The organism is Thermocrispum agreste DSM 44070 (assembly GCF_000427905.1).
Lineage (GTDB): Bacteria > Actinomycetota > Actinomycetes > Mycobacteriales > Pseudonocardiaceae > Thermocrispum > Thermocrispum agreste.
In genome coordinates, this window is record NZ_ATYX01000008.1 from 1 (window position 1) to 20,003 (window position 20,003).

A 20,003-nucleotide genomic window follows, 5' to 3' on the forward strand; every position below is an offset into this window, starting at 1 on the left:
CACACCTCCTCACCGCAGAACCCAACCGGCTGCCGCTGTCAGTTGTCCCGATTCGCCACCGCACACCTCCGCTCGACTCGCTCCCGCTCTCCATCGCCCGCTCAGTTGTCCCGATTGGCCATCACGCACCTCCGCTCAGCCACGCACGAAGACCGCCATCTCCTCGACCGCTCAGTTGTCCCGGTTCGTCATCTCGCACCTCCTCACCACTCGCGAAATCCCTTGCTCGGCGGCCGCTCAGTTGTCCCGATTCGCCATGTCCACACCTCCTCGCCGCACACAGTCGTCCTTCACCTGCGGATCAGTTGTCCCGGTTGGTCATGTCCAGCACCTCCCTTGCGCCCGAAAGCCCACGCGTCACCTGCCGTTCAGTTGTCCCGGTTCGTCACCACGAACACCTCCTCGCCATCCGTCGCCGGCGAACCATCCGCACAGACGTCAGTTGTCCCGATTGGCCATCGCCAACACCTCCTCTCCAGGCCGGACCTGCACCTCGTCCGCTGCTCAGTTGTCCCGGTTCGTCATCTGCGCACCTCCGCTCGACCTGCTCTCACCACCGCGATCGCTCGCTTCAGTTGTCCCGGTTGGTCACCGCGCACACCTCCCATACAGCGCAAAACGGACCCCGATCGGAATACTCAGTTGTCCCGGTTGGCCACCGCGTACACCTCCTCGCGCAAGCAACGACCGGACGCACACGAACGGATGGATCAGTCGTCCCGGTTGGCTATTCACGAACTCCCCTCGACTTGCTGGACGTGGATTGAACGACGGCATCAGTTGTCCCGGTTGCGCATGGCAGGCCTCCTTCCGCGCCAGCCGGGCTTGCCTGTGCATCTTTCCCGAACGGGTGAGGTGTGATTGAGTGGTCACAGACCGTCTGCACCGCGCGGGGGAGCACCCATGAGTATGGACCGACCGGACGCCTTGTCCAGCCCGGACCTGCGCATTTGGTGGAATCGACTGCTCCCTTCGCAGTGGGAGCTGTGGGCGCAGCCGCTCCGGGTACGGCTGTACTGCCTCGTCACCGAACTGGCCGCAGTCGTGGCGGTTATCACTCTTCTGGGATCAGAAGAAATTACCCAAAGTGACATCTGGGTGTTCCTGGCGCTGGTCGCTTTGGGGGTAGGTCAGGCCGAACTCGGACGCCGGGTAGAGCGCATCCGGCGCCGGGTGAGCGGCGTGGCACACATCAACATGACGTCGGTGTGGACCTTCGCCGCGGTCATGTTGCTCCCGCCTCCGCTGACCGCGGCCCTGGTCGTCGTCCTGTACTGGCACCTGGCGGTACGCAGCTGGTACCGCCTGCAACGGGTACCGGTGTGGCGAACGACGAACAACGCCACCGGGGTCATCCTGACCTGCCTGGCCGCCCATCAGGCGATGGTGCTCACCGGCATTCACGACATGCGCGAGGCGCTGGCCCACGACTGGCAGGGCTTCGCGGCGGTCGCCACCGCGGTCGCGGTCTACTTCGTGGTGGGCGCCCTGGTCGTCATCGGCGCCCGGGAACGCATCATCTGGACGCCCAGCGGCCTGTTCGGCAGTTGGACCGACAACCTGCTCGAGCTGGCCACGCTCGGCCTGGGCGCACTCAACGCACTGGCGCTGGTCACCATGCCCGGCCTGGCCCTGCTCATCCTGCCGTCGCTGCTCCTGCTGCACCGCAGCGTGCTGGTCAAGCAGCTGGAGGTGGCCGCCACGACGGACGACAAGACCGGCGTCTACAACACCGCGGGCTGGCACCACACGGCCGAGCGGGAGTTCCACCGCAGCCGGGAGCGGGAGAGCCCGTTCGCGCTGCTGATGATCGACTTGGACCACTTCAAACGGATCAACGACACCTACGGCCACCTGGTCGGCGACGCGGTGCTGCGTGCGGTCGCGCAGGCCATCAAGTCCGAGGTGCGTGATCGCGACGCGGTCGGGCGCTTCGGCGGCGAAGAGTTCGTGGTCCTCCTGCCCGACGTACACGCCGCGGAAGCGCACCTGGTCGCCGAACGCATCCGGCAGGCCGTCATGCGCATCCAAGTTCCGGTGGACGCCGACGCGGAGCTGGTCACCGGGCTGTCCACCTCGATCGGTGTGGCCATCTACCCGGATGCCGGCACGGGCGTGCAAGAACTCCTGGACGCGGCCGACACCGCGCTCTACCGGGCGAAGAACGCCGGACGCAACCAAGTCGTGCACGCCACGCCGGTCGGCTGACTGCGTCGACGCCCTGACCCGCGAGTCACCGAACCCGGGCAAGCCGCTACGCCACCACTCGGTTCACACGTGGCGACGCGGCAAGTGGGTACCCGAGCCGCTCGGCTCAACGACGGAACCCACGACTGGACCAGTGGACTGCGACCGTTCGCCGGCTCATGGCCATGATGACCAAGAACGCCCGCTCCGGTACTCGCAGCGCGCGGCAAGCCAGACGCGAACCCGCACCTTCGTGCCACAGCAGCTCAGCCGCCGCCATCCGGCGCTGCAGTTCGGCGGGCAGTCACGTCATGGCGAACATCGACCCCGGGTTGAACAGGTTGTCCGGGTCCAGGGCCGCTTTGATCTGCCGGTGCACGCGCATGCCGACCGGGCCGATCTCCCGCTCCAGCCAGTCCTGCTTGATCTTGCCGATGCCGTGCTCGCCGGTCACCGTGCCGCCGAGCGACAGCCCCAGCGCCAGAATGTCGTTGAACGCCTTCCTGGCTCGTGCGAACTCGTCCGCCGAGGAAGCGTCGTAGACGATCGTCGGATGCATGTTGCCGTCGCCGGCGTGACCGACGACCGCGATGCGCAGCCCCACCTGCTCGCTGATCCGTTCGCAGCCGGTGATCAACTCGGCGATCCGGGTCCGTGGCACGCACACGTCGTCGGTCAGCCAGGTGCCGTAGACCTCGAGGGCCTTCAGCACCACCCGGCGCGCCTGCAGCAACAACGCACCCTCGGCCAAGTCGTCCGTCGCGTAGACGAAATCGGCTCCCGCGTCCTTGCACAGCTGCTCGATCGCCGCCAGCTCACGCTTGGCAGGCTCGCCACCCAGGTCGGACTGGCACAGCAGCAACGCCTTGCAGTTGGACCCTGCCCCGATGTCGGTCTTCAGATACGCCTCGGACGCCTTGATCGACGTGGCGTCCATGATCTCCATCAGCGACGGCACCAGGCCCTCGCGCACCACGCGCGCCACCGCATCCCCGGCCTTGCCGGTGTCGTCGAAGGCCGCCACCAACGTCCCAGGCGCCTGCGGGAGCGGTTTGAGCGCGACCGTCGCCTCGACGATCACGCCCAGCGTGCCCTCGCTGCCGATGAACAGCTTCGTCAGGTCGTAGCCCGCGACGCCTTTGACCGTACGCCGCCCGGTCTTCAGCAGTGACCCGTCCGCCAGCACCACCTTCAGCCCGAGGACCGAATCCGTGGTGACCCCGTACTTGACGCAGCACAGCCCGCCGGCGTTGGTGGCCAGGTTGCCGCCGATCGTGCACCAGTCGTAGCTGGACGGATCCGGCGGGTAGAACAACCCGTGCTTGGCCACCGCCTCGCGGAAGTCCAGGTTCACCACGCCCGGCTGCACCACGGCCAGCCGGTTGCCCGGGTCGATCTCCAGGATGCGGTCCATCTTGGTCAGGACCAGCACCACACAGCCCTCCACGGCATTCGCCGCGCCGCTCAACCCACTGCCGGCGCCACGCGGGACGATCGGGACCCCAGCCTCGGCGCACGCCCGGACCGTGGCCTGCACACCCTCGACATCCTCGGGAAACACCACCGCCAACGGCTGAGCCCGGTCCGCGAGCGGCATCATGTCGTGCGAATACGACGCCGTCACGTCCGGATCGTCCAGCACCGCAGCAGCCCCCAGCTCAGCGCGAAGCCGCGCGACGAGCCGTGCACCGTCCATGGCGAACTACCCCACCTCGGGTCGACTACCCGCCATCGTAGAACGGTCGCGGCGGAGAAAAAGAGGCCAAAAGGCGTCAGCCTTCGCGGTGCGGCCCCGCCAGGTGCAAACAGCGTACGGCCCGCACCACCAGCCACACGCCGAGGACGACCGACACACCGCTGGCGGCGACCACCGTCGGGACGTAGGCGGGATGCTGCGGGACGCCGGTCACGTGCATGGCCACCGACGCAACGGCGATCACCCCGACGCCGGCGATGACGGCCCAGCCGAGGAGGCGCACTGCCCAGGTCGACGGCACTCGGTTGGCGACGGCCAGCAGCACCAGGGCCACCGCACCGCACCCTGCGGTCAGCAACGACGCCGTGTCCACCACGGACGACAGCACCGGGATCAGCGGCCCCGGGTTCCGCCAGGCCGTTGCCGGTGCGAGCTGCCAGATGAGGTCCCACAGCAGGGTCAAGGCACCGAGCACGACCGCCAGCAGCAAGGCGCTGCGCAGCCCGTAGCGCGCGGTCAGTTCGGTTTGCAGCTCCGCGGCGATCACTTCCGCGTCGCCGAACTCCTCTTCGGCGCGCTGCCGCGCCACGGCGGGCGGCAGCCCCGCGGCGCAATAGGCGTCGGTGGCGTCTTCCAGGCCGTCACGCACTTCCGCCAGCATGTCCGCACGGGCGCGGCGCGGCCCCCGCAGCGAGCGGTCCAGCCGGTCCAGTACCGACGACTGCGCTGTCATGCTCCGCCTCCCAGCACCGTGCCGATCACCCCGGTGAACCGCACCCACTCCGAGCGCCTGCGTGCCAGTTCCTTCTTACCCGCGGGACTGAGGGTGTAGACACGGCGTTTCCGGCCGTCGACCACGGTCCAGGTGCCTTCGATCCAGCGGGCCCGTTCCAGGCGCCGCAGTGCCGGGTACACGGTACCGGTGGGCAGCTGCAGCGCGCCTCCGCTGCGGCGCTGCAGGGCCTCGATGATCCCGTAACCGTGCAGCGGCCCGCTTTCCAGCACCGCCAACAGCAGCCCGTCCAGATGACCCCGCACATCACTGGCGTCCATAGTGAGGCAGCCTACAGCGCGAACACGCTCCCCTGAGCCGTTCGTGCCGCACAACCAGGGAAGTTCTCAGGGTTTTCCCGGATTCATATGTAGTTTGCCTACGTATAGCGTGGGCCGCGTGACGACATCCGAACGCTCCGGACCGCGGGTGACGCTGTGGCTGCTGCGCTGCACGACGGCGGTGGTGACCGTCGGCGTGCTGCTGCAACCGGTGCTGGCAGGTGGCTATCTCTCGGGTGACTTCGACCTGCTCTGGTGGCACGCAACGAACGCCAGCGTGCTGATGAGCGTGGCGCTGGCGCAGATCGTCGTCGCGGTCTGCTTCTGGTTGATCGGACGCGGCAAGCCATGGCCGGTCCTGCTCAGCGTGGCGCTGTTCTTCGCGGCCGGGGTGCAGACCGGCATGGGGTACGCGCGCGTTCTGTGGGTGCACATCCCGCTCGGCGTCGCCCTCGTTCTGCTGGCCTTGGGATTGTTCGCGGTGGTGTTCCACCGCTCCGCCAAGGTCGGGCGTCCCAAGCGGGAGGGTGCGGCTGCACTGACCGGCGAACTCGGCCCACCGCGACGCTTGGGGGTGTTCCGCCGATGACCGTGTCTCGCAGGAACTTCTTGGCACTGTCGGCATTGGGCGTAGCCGCGGTGGCACTGCCGTCGTGCGGGCGCAGCGAGGGCATCGAGCAGACGGCCGAGCTGCTGACCAGCGAAGGCCCGCTGCCGAAGCCGTTCACCGTGCCGCTGCCGGTACCTGCGGTGAAGAAGCCGGTGCGTACCGACGCGACGACCGACTACTACGAGATCACCCAGCGAGTCGCCGACGTGGAGATCCTGCCCGGACGGCGTACGCCGGTGTTCTCCTACGACGGCACGTTCCCCGGCCCGACGATCCGGTCGCGCTCCGGCCGCCGGACCGTGGTCACGCACCGGAACAAGCTGGACGTGCCGACGGTCGTGCATCTGCACGGCGGCCACACGCCGCCGGAACACGACGGGTATCCGACCGATTTGGTCATCCCCGAAGGCGGACGGCTGGCCGATCACGTCGGCCACGGCGGCCACCCGCTCGGCGACGTCAGCAAGGGATCGCGGGAATACGTGTATCCGCTCGACCAGCCTGCGGCGACGCTGTGGTACCACGACCACCGCATGGACTTCACCGGCCCGCAGGTCTGGTACGGGCTGGCCGGCTTCCACCTGGTGCACGACGAGGTCGAGGACGAGCTGCCGCTCCCTCGTGACGAGCGGGACATCCCGCTGATGATCTGCGACCGCGCGTTCGACGGCGACGGCCGGTTCCGTTATCCGGCCATCGACCAGAGCCTGCGGCACACCCCCGGCGTGCTGCCCGAGTACATGGAAGGCGTCGCCGGCGACGTGGTGCTGGTCAACGGCGCACCGTGGCCGCTGCTGGAAGTGGACGCGGCACGCTACCGCTTCCGCCTGCTCAACGCGTCGAATGCACGCCGGTACCGGTTGCGGCTGGACGGTGGTGCGTCGTTCGTCCAGATCGGCTCGGACCTCGGCCTGCTCGACCGGCCGGTCCGGCACCCGCACATCGACCTGGCACCCGCCGAGCGCAGCGACGTGATCATCGACTTCTCCGCCGTCCGGCCCGGAACGCGCATCGTCCTGCACAACGATTTCGGCGCGGGCTCGACCGCGGTCGTAATGGCATTCGTCGTCACCCGCCGGGCCGCCGACGACAGCCGGATCCCCGGCCGCCTGGCGCACATCGAGCGGTTGGACCAGCAGCGCGCGGTTCGCGTGCGGACGTGGCATTTCACCCGCGGCATCGTCGGCGGGCACAAGGGATGGACGATCAACGACCGGCCGTTCGACCCGGAACGTATGGACGCCCGGCCTCGGCTCGGCGAGCTGGAGATCTGGCGGTTCTACAGCGATCTGCACCACCCGGTGCACATCCACCTCTCACCGTTCCAGATCGTCAGCCGCGGCGGACACCCACCGGGCCGGTTCGACCGGGGGTGGAAGGACACCGTCGACGTGCGTCCGGCGGAGTACGTGGACGTCGCCGTCCGCTTCACCGGCTACGCAGGCCGGTACATGCTGCACTGCCACAACCTCGAGCACGAGGACATGGCGATGATGAGCGCTTTCGAGACGGTGGCATGAGCAGGCAGCCGCGCGTTCACCCGGATGGCCGGTCGTCACTGAGCTGAGTTGGCGCTGGTCCGCTGTCTAGAGTGCAGGCTATGCGCACCTCACTGCGGATGCTCGCTGTTGGCGCCGTGCTGGCCGCGGCCCCGGTCCTGACGGCGTGCGGCCAGGGAGAAGTCTCGGCCGCCCGGGACGACGGAGACCGGGACTATCGCGCGATGCAGCCCGAGCAGGTCTGCCAGCTGCTCACCGCCGAGGAGGCGGCGCAGATCATGAAACCGCTCACCACGGACCGGCTGACGCCGAGCGGGGAACAGCACAACTCGCTGCCCGCCTGCAACTACGGCGCCGGTGACGGGGCGAAGTATCTGATGCTGTCCATCCACCAGTCGAGCGCGCTGGGCGAGGACGACGACGCGGAGAAGGTGTCCGTGGCGGGCAAGCAGGCGCTGCAGATGCGGCCGTTCACGGGTTGCTCGGTGGCCATTCCGCTGGAGAAGCAGCTGTACCTGCTGGCGATCGTCGAGTCGTGGGAGTCCGGGGACGAGGAGTCCTGCACCGCGGCCACCGAGGCGCTCGCCAAGGCCTACCCGCGGCTCACCGGCTGATCACCTGGGCCGCGACGTCCAGCGCCCACTCGCTCGCCCCCGGCACCAGAGCCACCGCGAGCACCGAGAACAGCGGGACGATCACCCAGTTCTCCGCGGGGCCGCTGGTGCGGAAACGCAACGCCTTCGGCGGCCGGATCTCGTACCACGTCTCGCCGCGGATCGGAATCGGCCACAGGAACGGGCAGCCGGACTTGGTGAGTGCGTCGCCCAGGCAGTGCACGATGCAGCCCAGCGCGACCGCATAGCCCAGCCAGCCGGCCAGAGGACCCAGTTCGTCGATGCCTTCCGGGGTCGAGCTGATCCACCACGTCACCGCCGCGGTGGCCACCGGGAGCAGCCAGTCGCCGAGCGCGTCCTCGGCCAGCAGGACCGCGAAGAGGGCGACGGCAGCCACCGCCCACGGCCCACCCGCCTCGGTGCCCAGCGCGGTCAGCAGGCCGAGCAGCACGGCGAACACCACCGTGTGCGACAGGTGCCGGTGGGTGCCCTTGACCTTCTCGTCGCGCGGCCCTTTGGTCACCGCGTACAACCCCGCCGACGCCCTGCGCAGCAGCCAGGAGAGCGCCTTGGTCACCGGGCCGAGCAGGCGCGACGCCCGGGCTCCCGGGTGATCCAGATCCGGCAACAGCGCGAACCCGGCGGTGACCGTCGCGAACGCGACCGCCTTGTGCAGATCTCCTGCCCCCACCACAGGGGCGAAGGCCAGCCCCGCGCACCATCCGGTGAGCGCGTGCGTCCGACCCATCATCGGCCGGACCTCCTCGCCCTCCCGGCCGTCCCGCATGATCTCGTGGCTCCGAATCGACTCACCAGTTCCCGCTGACCGGGCACAGTCACCCTCCGTCCTTCCGCCAACGCGGGCCGGTCGACCCAGCACCGGCCGTGAGAAGTCGATCATGGAATGTAACGGGCGGTGCCGACGCTTTCGCGGCCCGTGGCACACAAGTACGGAGCGGATGCGGCGGGCCCCGACGATGCGCAGGTCAAGCCCCTTTCGCGCGGTCGGCCGTACGACGGCGGCCCACGCTCGGTACACGCGACGTTCGCAAACCCCTGCAGCGCGGCCGGCCGCCCACCGGAGGCCAGCGCGTGCCATACCAGGGCGAGGCCATGACCGACCGGCCCGTCAGGCCGGATGGCCAGTCGCCCAGGTCAGCCTTCCTGGCTCACGGCCGGGTCGGCAGCCGAGGCCTCGCCGGAGTTCACGGCCGCCGCGCCGTCGCCGGAGCCCGGACCGCGCGCCAGCTCCTGCGCCGCGCGCTTGGCCTCGCGATCACGTGCTTCTTGCCGGAAGGCCTTGATCAGTCCGACGGCGATGAGCGCGAGCACGAAGGAGAACGGCAGCGACATGATCACCGTGATGTTGGTCAGCTGCACCAGCCAGTTCTCACCGCCCACGGTCAGCATGGCGAAGGTGAGCAGGCCGATGGTCACCGACCAGAAGATGCGCACCGGGACCGCGCAGTCGGCCATCGGGTGCGGCAGCTTCGAGGTCAGGTTGCCGGTGACCAGGGCACCGGAGTCGGCGGAGGTCACGTAGAAGAGGAAGCCGGTGATGGTCACCAGCGCGATCAGGATCCCGGCCCCCGCGTACTGCTCGATGAAGTCGTAGAAGCCGGACGCAGGGTCGGCGTAGGTGTTCTCCCCCAGGGTTTCGTCACCGTTGCGCACGGTTCGGATCGCGCTGTTCCCGATCACCGAGCCCCACAGCAGGATGTAGACGAACGGAATCGACATCACGCCGAGGATGAACTGCCGGATCGTGCGGCCCCGCGAGATCCGCGCCAGGAACATCCCGACGAACGGCGCCCAGGCGATCCACCAGGCCCAGAAGAAGAGCGTCCACAGGTTCATCCACGCGGTCACCGTGGTGTCCGGGTCGCCCGCCAGGGTGGCGCCCTCCGCCTGGCGGTAGGCCAGGGTGTCGAAGCTCATGCCGGGAAGCTGGCTGAGATAGTCGCCGAGGTTCATCACCAGGGCGTTGAACAGGAACGCGCTGTCGCCGGAGATCAGGATGTAGCCCAGCAGGGAGACCGACAGCAGCACGTTCAGTTCGGACAACCGGCGGATTCCCTTGTCCACCCCGGAGACCGCCGACGTCGTCGCCAGCACGACCGATGCGACGATGAGCGCGATCTGCAGCGAGGTCCCGGCGCTGACCCCGAGCCAGCGGCTGAAGCCGACGCTGAGCAGGGCGATCCCGATGCCCAGCGACGTGGCGACGCCGAAGATGGTGCCGACGACGGTGGCGATGTCGACGGTGTCACCGGTACGGCCCTGGATGCGCTTGCCGAAGATCGGGTACAGGGCCGATCGGATCGCCAGCGGCAGGCCGCGCCGGAAGGCGAAGAAGCCGAGCGCCATGCCGATCAGGGCGTACAGGGCCCAGCCGGAGAGGCCGTAGTGGAACAGCATCCAGGTGACCGCTTCGCGCGCCGCCTCCGGCGTGCCGCCCTCGCCGGCCGGCGGGTGCAGGTATTGGGCCACCGGTTCGGCGACGGAATAGAAGATCACGTCGGTGCCGATCCCGGCGGCGAACAACATCGCCGTCCAGGTGAACAGGTTGTAGTCGGGCCGTGAGTCGTCCGGTCCCAGCCGGTAGTTGCCGTAGCGGCTGAAACAGATGACGATCACCACCACGAGCATCGCCGCGATCAGAGCGAAGTACCACCAGCCGAACGCGTCGCTGACCCACGCCACGACGGTGCTGGTGACGGTGCTGGCCCATTCGGGCGCGACCAGGCTGACGATGGCGATGCCGAGGACCGTCGCGGCGGAGCCGAACAAGACCACGAGGTTCGTGCGCGGTTTCGCGTCCCGGGGTCCAGCTGACGGTGTCGAGGATGTGCTGCCCGGATCCGGGCGGTCGGGCCGAGCGTCGGCTGCGGGCTGTTGGTGTATCGACTTGTCCATCTGCCGTCCTCGTCGTCCTCGTCGGCCGCCCGCAGGGATCACGAACCGTGACGACAGCAACCCCAGGAGCGACCGGTCAACCCACCCGCCGGCTGGACAGCACGGCTGGACGGATCGCGGCCGTCACCGAACGGGTGCCAAGGATGCAACCGAACGTGATCGCCGTCAAGCGAACGCCGGGCACCGCGACCCCTCGGCCATGCGATGCCGCCTCGGCGCCGGCATCTGGGCGCAGCGGGTGAAGGGGCGAGGACACGGCCGGGCAGGCCGATCGCGCCCGGCACCCTGCGGCGGCAATGCAAAACGCCCCGCCGACCGCATTGCCGCTGGTCCGCGGGGCGTTTGCCGCTGGTGGCAGGTGAGGGATTCGAACCCCCGAAGGCGTAAGCCGTCTGATTTACAGTCAGATCCCTTTGGCCGCTTGGGTAACCTGCCGTGTCTGGGTCAACCCCAGCTGCCATCAGATTACCCAACGACACCCAGGGGCCGCGCAAGGGGGATGCTTTTCTCCGCACCTCCGCCCACCCGCGGCTCGCACCGGACTCGGCGGATCACCGGGCCGTCCCCGTCTCATGATCATCAGCGCCGTGCGCTTGCCCGGAGGGGAGGCCGGGCAGCACGACCGAGCCCGCACGACGGTGCGGCCGCGATAGAGTGCGGCCGACGAGTTGGTACGACGCACGGGGTGTGAGTTTCCAGTGGCGGATTCATCGTTCGACGTGGTGAGCAAGGTCGACCGGCAAGAGGTGGACAACGCGGTCAACCAGGCTGCCAAGGAGCTGGCCACGCGTTTCGACTTCCGCGGTACCGGAGCCACCGTGTCCTGGGCTGGCGAGTTCGCGGTGACCATCGAGGCGGAGACCGAGGAGCGGGTCAAGGCCGCCGTCGAGGTGTTCAAGGAGAAGCTGATCAAGCGCGGCATCTCGCTGAAGGCGTTCGAGGCGGGCGAGCCCACGCTGTCCGGCAAGACCTACAAGGTCGCGGGCAAGATCCTCCAGGGCATCCCGTCCGACAAGGCGAAGAAGATCGCCAAGTTCATCCGCGACGAAGGCCCGAAGGGCGTGCAGGCGCAGATCCAGGGCGACCAACTGCGGGTGTCCAGCAAGAAGAAGGACCATCTGCAGGAGGTCATCGCCATGCTGAAGAAGGAGGACTTCGGCGTCGCGTTGCAGTTCACCAACTACCGGTGAGCCACGCGCTGCAACCGTGAGAGGGCATCGGGGGGCAGCGCGCATCGCGCTGCGCCAAGCGGAGACCAGGCGGTCGTGTTCACGTGCGGTCCTGCGTTGAGCCGCCTGGGCAGCGGCGATACGCGCTGCCCCGATCGCGCTATCGCTTGCGGAAGATCAGGTAGCTGACGCCGAGAATGATGTCGACGCCCGCCCACAGGACGATGATCAGCCCGACGCCGATTCCTGTCCCGATCGCGGTGCCTGCCTGACACGCCTCGAGCACCTGGCCGGTCTTGCCGTCGCAGTTGTCGGCGACGGCATTGAGGCCGCTGACCAGCCACAGCACGAACAACACCTGCACGGCGAGGAAGAACCACCGGAACACGTGCCGTTTCTTCTTGCCCTGGGCAGTCACGTCGCCGACCTGAGACGATTGCTGAATCACGTCGTTCCTTTCCGACAGAACCGCACGTGCGGTGGGGTGCTGGCAGTGGATCCGAAGCCTTCATCCCGGCCATCAGGACGTCGTTACCGGGGGTGCACGCACGTTGCTACCGACGCATTCACACGCATCACCCGGCCGGTCTCTTGCCCGGCCACCGCACACCCGGTGTCAACCACCCGGTGCGCTAAGAAGAAGCCGGGCATTCGCACGAACCGGTTGCACTCGCAGCCGAGGTCACCCTAACGTGTGGATCGCCGTGACCCCGTTGATCATTCAGGGGAGCGCGGCACACTGGGGTGGCGTGATGCGTGCGCCAGACGCAACGACGAGGGGTCGCATGGTGAACGGCAGTCCACGCCGCAACTCCGCCCGGCCGCTGACGACTCGTGGGTTGATCGCGTGAAGGGGATCGTGCTCGCCGGCGGCAGCGGCACCCGCCTGCACCCGATCACGCAGGCGGTGTCGAAGCAGCTGCTGCCGGTCTACGACAAGCCGATGGTCTACTACCCGCTGTCGGTGCTCATGCTGGCCGGCATCCGGGAGATCCTGCTCATCTCCACCCCGACCGACCTGCCCAGCTTCCAGCGCCTGCTGGGCGACGGCAGCCAGTGGGGCCTGAACATCAGCTACGCGGAGCAGCCGACGCCGAACGGTCTGGCCGAGGCCTTCCTGATCGGCGCCGACTTCATCGGCGACGACCCGGTGGCGCTGGTGCTGGGCGACAACATCTTCTACGGCCAAGGCTTCTCCCGCCGGCTGCGCAAGGAAGTCCGCGAACTGGACGGCTGCACGCTGTTCGCCTACCCGGTCAAGGACCCGCAGCGCTACGGCGTCGGCGAGGTCGACGAGAACGGCAACCTGATCTCCATCGAGGAGAAGCCGAAGCACCCGAAGTCGGACAAGGCGATCACCGGGCTGTACCTGTACGACAACACGGTGGTCGACATCGCCAAGGAGCTCACCCCGTCGGCGCGCGGCGAACTGGAGATCACCGAGGTCAACCAGGCCTACCTCCGCCAGGGCCGGGCGCGCCTCGTCGACCTCGGCCGCGGCTTCGCCTGGCTGGACACCGGCACGCACGACTCGCTGCTGGAAGCCGCACAGTTCGTGCAGGTGCTGGAGCACCGCACCGGCGTCCGGATCGCCTGCCCGGAGGAGATCGCCTTGCGCATGGGCTTCATCGACGCCGACCAGTGCATGGCGCTCGGCCGCAAATTGGCCAACAGCGGGTACGGCGACTACGTCATGTCGGTGGCGCGCAGCTTCGGGGCGAGCGACTGACACCCCGCAGGGGAATCGTCGACCCTGGAAATCACTGTGTCGCCGATTCGGCGGACACGCTCACCTGGCTGACGCTGAACTTCTGGATCGAGCAGGCCACAGGCGGCGTCGAGCTCGTTGATCAGGATGTGCAGGGTGCGAACAATCCCCGGATGGGTCTGCGCGACCGCGGTGAACAGCTCGGTGTCACGGTCGACAGCGTCTTTCATCGCTTTCGATTTGTCGTTGCACATCGGATGCCGCAGCCGCCACGCTCCTGTTCGCACCAGCCAACGCAACGGCGTCCTGGCGCATTGGCTTCAGAATTCCCTTTGGTCCGCACCGCTGTCGGCGATGAGCCCTTACCGCCGTGGGTCTTGTCGTCGTGCGGATGGTTCACTCCGGCCGGGGAGATCATTCACGACGTCTCGGACCCCTCAGCACTCATTTCTTCCTCCGCCAACCGTTCGGCCTCTTCGTCACGAACGTCGGCGTCCTCGATCCGCACGATTCGACCGTCGAAGTCGGTCACGAACGCCGCACCGCCGTGAGCGGCGCCAACACATCCCCCTGAGTTCCACGACATGTACTCAGCGTGACCTCGGTTCGGGTAGCACGCCGGGACGATTCCTCCCCCTTTGTCTGCGGGTACAGGTCGTACCCGTCAAGCGGTGACACCGAGCGCAGTTGCGAGGCGCTCGGCATCGTCACGCACCGTTGCCCCACCGCTGTTCGCTAGCTCGGTGACAGCGAACCGGGCGAAGAGGTTGTAGCGGGTGGTTTCCGGGGCGATTTCGTTGGCCCGCCTGAGGAGGGCGACGGCAGCCACGTACTCACGTTGTGCGTAGAAGGCGCGTGCCGTCTCGATGGTGTGGAACGCGCGACGCGTCATGGATCCCAGCGCCGCAAAATCCAGCGCATCTGCCCGACGCACGGCCTCACCAGGCTTCTGCAGATCCGCCAGCATCGTGACCTGGTAGGCATGCACCATCCCGGGGCCGAACTTCAGCCACGGATGTTCGACACCGCGCGCCGCCTGCTCGGCCACGTCCCAAGCCCGCCACGCGTCGCCTTCACGGCCAACCTTGGCGTGGGACAACGCAATGGCCAGGTACAACAGGCCGTACTCCGCGCGATCGCGCTCCGGGTCGAGAAGGCGCGCGGTGTCGTGAGCCAACTGCACCCGCACTTCCTCCGCTTCTCCGGCATCGCGATGCACGTGGTTGACGTACCAGGCCGCGGCCGCCATCGCCCGCGGATCGTCCGCGTCTTGCGCCGCGGTCATGGCCCGGTCAGCGGCAAGCATCACGAGGTTCGGCACGGGCTGGAACGACAAATACAGCTGTGTCAGGTGATACACCTGCGCCAAGGCGACCAGGGCACGGCGGCGATCGTTGCCCTCGACCAACCGAGGCAGGACGCGCGCATCGCGCAACAGTGACGGTAGAGCCACGGCAACGGCGGTGCGGTGCCGTCGGGAGCCGTGCCAGAGCTCCCACGCTTGCTCGACCCGTCTGACGATCCCGTCGACGTCCGGTTCGACGTCATCGGTCAGCGGGTAGTTCAGCAAGGCGCGGGAAATTGCGGGCAACTGCTCATGGGCCGCGTTGCTGTAGCTGGGCATGGCCAGCCGCTCGTCTCCGGTCAACTCTGCCAGGTCGTCGGCCCTGAGCGCTTCCGCGAGCCGCACCATCATCGGAAGGCGGGGCGGCAAAATGCGGCCCGTCTCCAAGGCCTTGACCCATTCGCCACTGCGGCCAACCAGGCCACCGAGTTGTGGCCTGGTCATCCCGGCACGAGTGCGCAGCCGCTTCAATCGCGATCCGAACGTTTCCTCGTTCACCGGCGTCACCCGTTTCCGCATTCGAGCACTTGGCGCATCCCACCGATGGTCTTCGTGGCAATCAGATACCACAGTAACCGTTCGATCACGCACAGCACGCGTAGCAATTGAGCAGGCCGTCAATACCGACATGAACGCCACCGTGGAGCGACGCCAATGGCGGTGAACCGGCTTTGCCGCGGCTGCCCGACGAGCCAGCCGCCTCGCTGCGCACTGCTGAACTGATCAGCGTCAGACACGTCGACATGTCGGCGTCTCGGCTCTGTCATGGCCTGTGCCGAACTCCGAGGCACTGCCGGACCGCCGATACGCCGATGCCGAAAGCGGGCCTCGAGCGACAGCGGGCAGGTTGGAGCAGGGCACGATCTTCGTCTCGGTAGCTGGCCGTGCGCGAAACGTGAGGGAGGGTCGTGCTGGGGGCGAGCGATCTGCGGACGAGCGGGCGCCCGAGAGATGGAACAGGCAGGTACGCTCGCCCTGGAAGCGCTGGCTGTCGGGCGTCGCTACCGATCAGAACGGATAATCCTGCGCGTTCGCGGTCTGCGCGCAGCACTGCCCCAGCGCACCACCGCGACGAAGGAACTGGACGAATCCCTGACCGCGCTCTTCACCGAGGACACTGCGCCGTGACCCGAGTCGCCATCACCGGCCATCGCGGACTTCCGGCCGCCACGGAACGACTGGTCGACGCCGCGTTGCGCGCGGAGATCGCCCGGTACGAATCCGGTTTGATCGGTCTCAGCGCGCTCGCCGACGGCGCCGATGCTCTGTTCGCTCGGGCCGTGCTCGACGCCGGCGGGGATCTCGTGGTGATCATTCCCGCCAAGAAGTACCGCGACGGCTTGGCCGCCCGAACACTACGCCACCTACGACGGCCTGCTGTCGCAGGCCGCCAGGGTGATCGAGCTGGATTTCGTCGAATCGGACAGCCACGCGCACATGGCCGCCAGCCCGCGCATGCTCGACGAGACCGACCATCTCATCGCGGTGTGGGACGGCAAACCGGCGCGCGGTTACGGCGGCACTGCCGACGTGGTAGCCGCCGCCCGTGAGCGCGGTGTTCCCATCACGGTCGTGTGGCCCAAGGGGGCCACACGGGACTGAAGAAGGCGTTGCCGCCTGCGACTAGGCCGCCTCGGCAACGCGGCGCGACCGCCGCGCGCGGGCCAGCACCGACTCCAGGGCCCAGGCGCCCGGGCCGATGAACACCAGCACCAGCATGGCCCAGCAGAACAAGGCGGCCGCCAAGCCACCGTTCTGGTGCGGCATCAGGCCCAGCGGCTGGTGCACCACGAAATAGGCGTAGGCCATGGCTCCCGAGGCCACGAACGCGGCACCGCGCATCCCGACGCCGAGAGTGACCAGCGCACCGGTGACGAACTCGATGAGCCCGGCCCACCACTGCGGCCAGGAGCCGAACGCGACGGGATGCCCGGGATTGGCTGGGTCACCACCGAAGATTCCGAACAAGACGGCCGCGCCATGGGCGAAGAACATCACCCCGACGGCGATCCGGAACAACGCGATGACGCGATCCCGATTTCCTTCCACCACTTCGCGCACACGCTCGGCAGGCATTGCTGTCCTCCGTTCCCCCGCGTGGAGGCACGTTGCACCCCCATGAACGAGTTCGTTTTCCTCGAGCAGGACCGGCCTCCCACGGGCCGTCTCGCCGCGGACGGCGCTGCCCACGGCCATGATCAACCTGCTCGTGAGGCACAACGGGATGGCGGGAGAACCTGTTCAACGCGTCAGCGTCGTTGCCCTCGACGTCACACCCCTACGCCTGAAAGGGCAACGACTGGCGAGCGCAAGCCGCCGCTCGTGGGTGGGAGTTCCCAGTTGACCAATTCCCAGTCGACCAAGGCCGTGTGCGTGCGGCGACGGACACAAGGCCCGGATGGGCAGCAGAAGGATCCGGACCGGCACCGGGGCGTCAGAAGACTCCGGACCGACACCTGGGCGTCAAGACGATCCGGGGCGGCACCCGCGGGTCGAACGACGAGCGTCCTGGTCGTTCCGGCATGTCCATCGGCGTCGAGGTGGCGTCGACCGCCAATGTCGATGGCACAGCGTCCGCCACCCTCGGCGGGTTGACCGCTACCGCTACAGGTCCCGGTGGCATCCGCTGGCGGGCACGGAGCACTTGTGTCGCGAACGGCTCAGCCGCGCCGGGCGAGTTCCTCCAGCCGCCGGATCCGCTCCTGCATCGGCGGGTGGGTGGAGAACAGCCGGGCGAAGTTCTCCCCCGGCCGGAACGGGTTGGCGATCATCAAGTGCGACTGCGAAACCAGCCGCGGCTCCGGGGCCAACGGCCGGGCCGCCGTGCCGCTCTCCAGCTTGCGCAGGGCGGACGCCAACGCCAGCGGATCGCCGGTCAGCTCGGCGCCGGACTGGTCGGCCTGGAACTCCCGGGACCGGCTGACCGCCAGCTTGATGATCCCGGCCGCGATCGGGCCGATGAACACCAGCAGCAAGCTCAGCAGCGGGTTGGCGTTCTCCCTGTTGCCGCCGAACATCGCGAGGTACGACAGGAAGGTCACCACGCTGGCCAGCGCCCCGGCGATGCTGGAAATCAAGATGTCGCGGTTGTAGACGTGCGACAGCTCGTGCCCGAGCACCGCACGCAGCTCACGCTCGTCGAGGATCTGCAAGATCCCGGTGGTGCAGCACACCGCGGAGTTGCGCGGGTTCCGGCCGGTGGCGAACGCGTTCGGCGCCGGCGTCGGGCTGATGTAGAGCCGCGGCATCGGCTGCCGCGCGGCCGTGGCCAGCTCGCGCACGATCCGGTACATCGTGGGCTGCTCCGCTTCGGACACCGGCCGGGCGCGCATCGCACGCAGCGCCAGCTTGTCCGAGTTGAAGTAGGCGAATCCGTTGACGGCCAGCGCAATGAGCAAACCGATGTACACCGCACCACGCCCGAAGAGGCTGCTGATGCCGATGATGAGTGCGCTCATCAAGCCCAGCAGCAGCACGGTCTTGATGCCGTTCTGATGCCTGTGCACTTGCTTGCGCCTCCCGATGGCCGGTTTCTCGCCCCTCCGTCCACGATTCAACGCGCCTGGCCACACCGAAGTTCCGATGATTCCGGCCACGGCGCCCTGACCAGGCACTTCATCGCGTGTCGACGGCCGGAGCCGTCAATCGACCGACGATCCGTAGCCGGTCGATCACGAAGCGCTTCCGAACAGTTCGGCAAATTTCGTCCGCAGCACACGGTCAGCCCGCCTCGCGCACGCTCTGATTGCCGCCATTTGCCCAGTCCGCGCTCGTACCGCCGATGACCTGTTCGCCCCGAACGTCTGTTTCGTGCCACGCCCTGCTCGATTCTTCATCAATCAAATGGCGGGAGCGCAGGAAAGATCACGCCAGCGTGTTCAGAATCCGTCTTACCGATCCAGGAGCGGCGACGGCCTGGTGCCGATGGCCGAGCGTGGCGAACAGCCCACGGTGCGGACGGCGAGCAGGTCGTCCGAGCCGGCAACCCGGCGCCAGACGCATCCGTTCGAGCCGACGCCAAGGAGAAAGGCTCCCTGGCACACGCCTCCGGGAGCCTTTCGTCATCGGTCTCGGTCATGCGTACCTGCGCGCCGGCACCCGACGCCGTTGTCGGCTACCTTCGCGGGCTTGGCCTGCCGAGAAGCACGTGGGTCGCCCGTACCCGCACGCGCTGTGCCGCCTGCACCCGTGGCCCAGCGTGGCGGCTGATCCACCCAGAACACACAGGCTGCCCGTACCCGCGCGGCCGGCCCGAGGTTCGTGCGCCGATCGGCCAGCTCAGTCGCGCAGCTCCAACGTGCAGCACTTCGGGCCGCCGCCCGCCTTGCGCAGCTCGGACATGTCGACCAGGTGCGGCTGGTAGCCGCGCTCGGCAAGCTGCTCGGCCAAGCCGACGGCCTGCGCGGACAACACCACGTTGCGGCCGTCGGAGACTCCGTTCAACCCGAACGTCTCCGCGTCCTCGTCGCTGGCCAGCACCGCGTCCGGGAACATCCGCTGCAACACCCGCAGGGAGCCGGGCGAGAAGGCCTTCGGGTAGTAGGCCACCTCCGCCGGGCGGTCCTCGGTCGCCGTGGTCAGCACCATCAGCGCGGTGTCCAGGTGGTAGTAGCGCGGGTCGACCAGCTGCAGCGTCACCACCGGCACGCCGAGGACCTCCTGCGCCTCGGCGTGCGCCGCCGGATCGGTGCGGAATCCGGTGCCCGCCAGCAGAACCGACCCGGTCCAGGTCAGGTCGCCCTCGCCTTCGTTGATCTTGGTGGGCATCACCACGTCGCGGTAGCCGTGCTCGACGAACCAGCGCCGGTAGTACTCCGCCTCGGCCTGGCGCTGCTCGGCACGGAACCGTGCACCCAGCACGCGACCGTCGATCACCGTTCCCGAGTTCGCGGCGAACACCATGTCGGGCAGGCCCTCGACCGGCTCGATCTCCTCCACGGTGTGGCCGAGCTTGCGGTAGGTGTCCCGCAGTTCGGTCCACTGCAGCATGGCCAGATCCACCGACACCGGCTTGCTCGGGTCCATCCACGGATTGATGGCGTAGTCCACCGCGAAGTACCGCGGTGGGCACATCAGGTAGTGACGTGGTTCCGCCTGCCGGTGGGCAGGCGACGTCTGGCGAACAGCAACGGCGGTCATGCCGTCAATCTACGATGCAAGCACAGCGGCGATCAATTGCTCACTTTTGCGCATGCACGTGCTAAAC

Annotated in this window: 20 protein-coding genes and 1 tRNA gene; 8 read left to right on the forward strand and 13 right to left on the reverse strand. The window is 68.0% G+C overall.

Annotated features, from left to right (window positions below; all coding sequences use genetic code 11):
- The first annotated feature begins 903 nt into the window (after nucleotides 1–903).
- Nucleotides 904–2,208 carry a GGDEF domain-containing protein gene (locus tag YWY_RS0106065; RefSeq protein ID WP_245566572.1) on the forward strand — a complete coding sequence of 435 codons (1,305 nt, stop codon included), beginning with the start codon at nucleotides 904–906 and terminating at the stop codon, nucleotides 2,206–2,208.
- 283 nt (nucleotides 2,209–2,491) lie between these two features.
- Here YWY_RS0106065 and YWY_RS0106070 read toward each other — a convergent pair whose 3' ends face one another.
- The 3 genes from YWY_RS0106070 to YWY_RS0106080 all read right to left on the reverse strand — a co-directional run bounded on the left by YWY_RS0106070 (nucleotide 2,492) and on the right by YWY_RS0106080 (nucleotide 4,936).
- A complete protein-coding gene (locus YWY_RS0106070; RefSeq protein WP_028846880.1) occupies nucleotides 2,492–3,883 on the reverse strand; it encodes an FAD-binding oxidoreductase in 1,392 nt (463 codons plus the stop codon).
- A 76-nt stretch (nucleotides 3,884–3,959) separates the two neighbouring features.
- Nucleotides 3,960–4,616, reverse strand: coding sequence for a permease prefix domain 1-containing protein (locus YWY_RS23085; RefSeq protein WP_051309892.1), 657 nt, complete (start codon nucleotides 4,614–4,616; stop codon nucleotides 3,960–3,962).
- Nucleotides 4,613–4,936 (reverse strand): helix-turn-helix transcriptional regulator, encoded by a 324-nt coding sequence (locus YWY_RS0106080; RefSeq protein WP_028846881.1) that lies wholly within the window; start codon nucleotides 4,934–4,936, stop codon nucleotides 4,613–4,615. Before YWY_RS0106080 ends, YWY_RS23085 begins: the two co-directional genes overlap by 4 nt.
- Nucleotides 4,937–5,054: 118 nt before the next feature.
- On the opposite strand from YWY_RS0106080, the gene YWY_RS20550 reads away from it, so the two are divergent.
- The 3 genes from YWY_RS20550 (at nucleotide 5,055) to YWY_RS0106095 (ending at nucleotide 7,659) form a co-directional block, all read left to right on the forward strand.
- The gene (locus YWY_RS20550) at nucleotides 5,055–5,525 is read left to right on the forward strand and encodes a hypothetical protein (protein WP_211227487.1); all 471 of its coding nucleotides are present in this window, start codon (nucleotides 5,055–5,057) and stop codon (nucleotides 5,523–5,525) included.
- Nucleotides 5,522–7,066 (forward strand): multicopper oxidase family protein, encoded by a 1,545-nt coding sequence (locus tag YWY_RS0106090; protein ID WP_028846882.1) that lies wholly within the window; start codon nucleotides 5,522–5,524, stop codon nucleotides 7,064–7,066. The genes YWY_RS20550 and YWY_RS0106090 overlap by 4 nt, the downstream gene beginning before the upstream one ends.
- Before the next feature lie 80 nt (nucleotides 7,067–7,146).
- Nucleotides 7,147–7,659: a hypothetical protein gene (locus YWY_RS0106095; protein ID WP_028846883.1), complete on the forward strand. Its 513-nt coding sequence runs from the start codon at nucleotides 7,147–7,149 to the stop codon at nucleotides 7,657–7,659.
- Here the strand turns inward: YWY_RS0106095 and YWY_RS20555 are convergent.
- The 3 genes from YWY_RS20555 to YWY_RS0106110 all read right to left on the reverse strand — a co-directional run bounded on the left by YWY_RS20555 (nucleotide 7,649) and on the right by YWY_RS0106110 (nucleotide 11,010).
- Nucleotides 7,649–8,410, reverse strand: a complete 762-nt coding sequence (locus tag YWY_RS20555; protein WP_084609088.1) for a metal-dependent hydrolase — start codon at nucleotides 8,408–8,410, stop codon at nucleotides 7,649–7,651. The two genes, YWY_RS0106095 and YWY_RS20555, sit on opposite strands and share 11 nt — an antisense overlap.
- A 404-nt stretch (nucleotides 8,411–8,814) precedes the next feature.
- Nucleotides 8,815–10,455, reverse strand: a complete 1,641-nt coding sequence (locus tag YWY_RS20560) for a BCCT family transporter (protein WP_051309894.1) — start codon at nucleotides 10,453–10,455, stop codon at nucleotides 8,815–8,817.
- Nucleotides 10,456–10,924: 469 nt separating this feature from the next.
- Nucleotides 10,925–11,010, reverse strand: a tRNA-Tyr gene (locus YWY_RS0106110).
- Nucleotides 11,011–11,273: 263 nt separating this feature from the next.
- Here YWY_RS0106110 and YWY_RS0106115 point away from each other — a divergent pair.
- Nucleotides 11,274–11,765: a YajQ family cyclic di-GMP-binding protein gene (locus tag YWY_RS0106115; protein WP_028846884.1), complete on the forward strand. Its 492-nt coding sequence runs from the start codon at nucleotides 11,274–11,276 to the stop codon at nucleotides 11,763–11,765.
- Nucleotides 11,766–11,904: 139 nt separating this feature from the next.
- Here YWY_RS0106115 and YWY_RS20565 read toward each other — a convergent pair whose 3' ends face one another.
- The gene (locus YWY_RS20565; RefSeq protein WP_051309897.1) at nucleotides 11,905–12,192 is read right to left on the reverse strand and encodes a hypothetical protein; all 288 of its coding nucleotides are present in this window, start codon (nucleotides 12,190–12,192) and stop codon (nucleotides 11,905–11,907) included.
- A gap of 399 nt (nucleotides 12,193–12,591) precedes the next feature.
- Here YWY_RS20565 and rfbA point away from each other — a divergent pair, with 399 nt between their 5' ends.
- Complete coding sequence (rfbA, locus tag YWY_RS0106125) at nucleotides 12,592–13,473, forward strand: glucose-1-phosphate thymidylyltransferase RfbA (RefSeq protein WP_028846885.1); 882 nt, start codon at nucleotides 12,592–12,594, stop codon at nucleotides 13,471–13,473.
- On the opposite strand, the gene YWY_RS0106130 is transcribed toward rfbA, so the two are convergent.
- From YWY_RS0106130 to YWY_RS0106140, 3 genes are all read right to left on the reverse strand, one after another.
- Entirely contained in the window at nucleotides 13,431–13,706 is a 276-nt protein-coding gene (locus tag YWY_RS0106130) for a hypothetical protein (protein ID WP_156899123.1), read from the reverse strand. The two genes, rfbA and YWY_RS0106130, sit on opposite strands and share 43 nt — an antisense overlap.
- A 164-nt stretch (nucleotides 13,707–13,870) precedes the next feature.
- Nucleotides 13,871–14,038 carry a hypothetical protein gene (locus YWY_RS23995; protein ID WP_156899124.1) on the reverse strand — a complete coding sequence of 56 codons (168 nt, stop codon included), beginning with the start codon at nucleotides 14,036–14,038 and terminating at the stop codon, nucleotides 13,871–13,873.
- A gap of 78 nt (nucleotides 14,039–14,116) precedes the next feature.
- On the reverse strand, nucleotides 14,117–15,295 hold the full coding sequence (locus YWY_RS0106140) for a helix-turn-helix domain-containing protein (protein ID WP_211227488.1): 1,179 nt from the start codon (nucleotides 15,293–15,295) through the stop codon (nucleotides 14,117–14,119).
- Nucleotides 15,296–15,748: 453 nt separating this feature from the next.
- Here YWY_RS0106140 and YWY_RS24000 point away from each other — a divergent pair, with 453 nt between their 5' ends.
- A complete protein-coding gene (locus YWY_RS24000; protein WP_156899125.1) occupies nucleotides 15,749–15,925 on the forward strand; it encodes a hypothetical protein in 177 nt (58 codons plus the stop codon).
- A gap of 267 nt (nucleotides 15,926–16,192) precedes the next feature.
- On the forward strand, nucleotides 16,193–16,399 hold the full coding sequence (locus tag YWY_RS24555) for a hypothetical protein (RefSeq protein ID WP_245566573.1): 207 nt from the start codon (nucleotides 16,193–16,195) through the stop codon (nucleotides 16,397–16,399).
- 21 nt (nucleotides 16,400–16,420) lie between these two features.
- Here YWY_RS24555 and YWY_RS0106155 read toward each other — a convergent pair whose 3' ends face one another.
- From YWY_RS0106155 to ddaH, 3 genes are all read right to left on the reverse strand, one after another.
- Nucleotides 16,421–16,873, reverse strand: a complete 453-nt coding sequence (locus YWY_RS0106155) for a DoxX family protein (protein WP_051309899.1) — start codon at nucleotides 16,871–16,873, stop codon at nucleotides 16,421–16,423.
- 584 nt (nucleotides 16,874–17,457) lie between these two features.
- On the reverse strand, nucleotides 17,458–18,303 hold the full coding sequence (htpX, locus tag YWY_RS0106160) for a zinc metalloprotease HtpX (RefSeq protein ID WP_028846889.1): 846 nt from the start codon (nucleotides 18,301–18,303) through the stop codon (nucleotides 17,458–17,460).
- A gap of 772 nt (nucleotides 18,304–19,075) precedes the next feature.
- Nucleotides 19,076–19,936 carry a dimethylargininase gene (gene ddaH, locus YWY_RS0106165; protein WP_342665094.1) on the reverse strand — a complete coding sequence of 287 codons (861 nt, stop codon included), beginning with the start codon at nucleotides 19,934–19,936 and terminating at the stop codon, nucleotides 19,076–19,078.
- Between the last annotated feature and the right edge of the window lie 67 nt (nucleotides 19,937–20,003).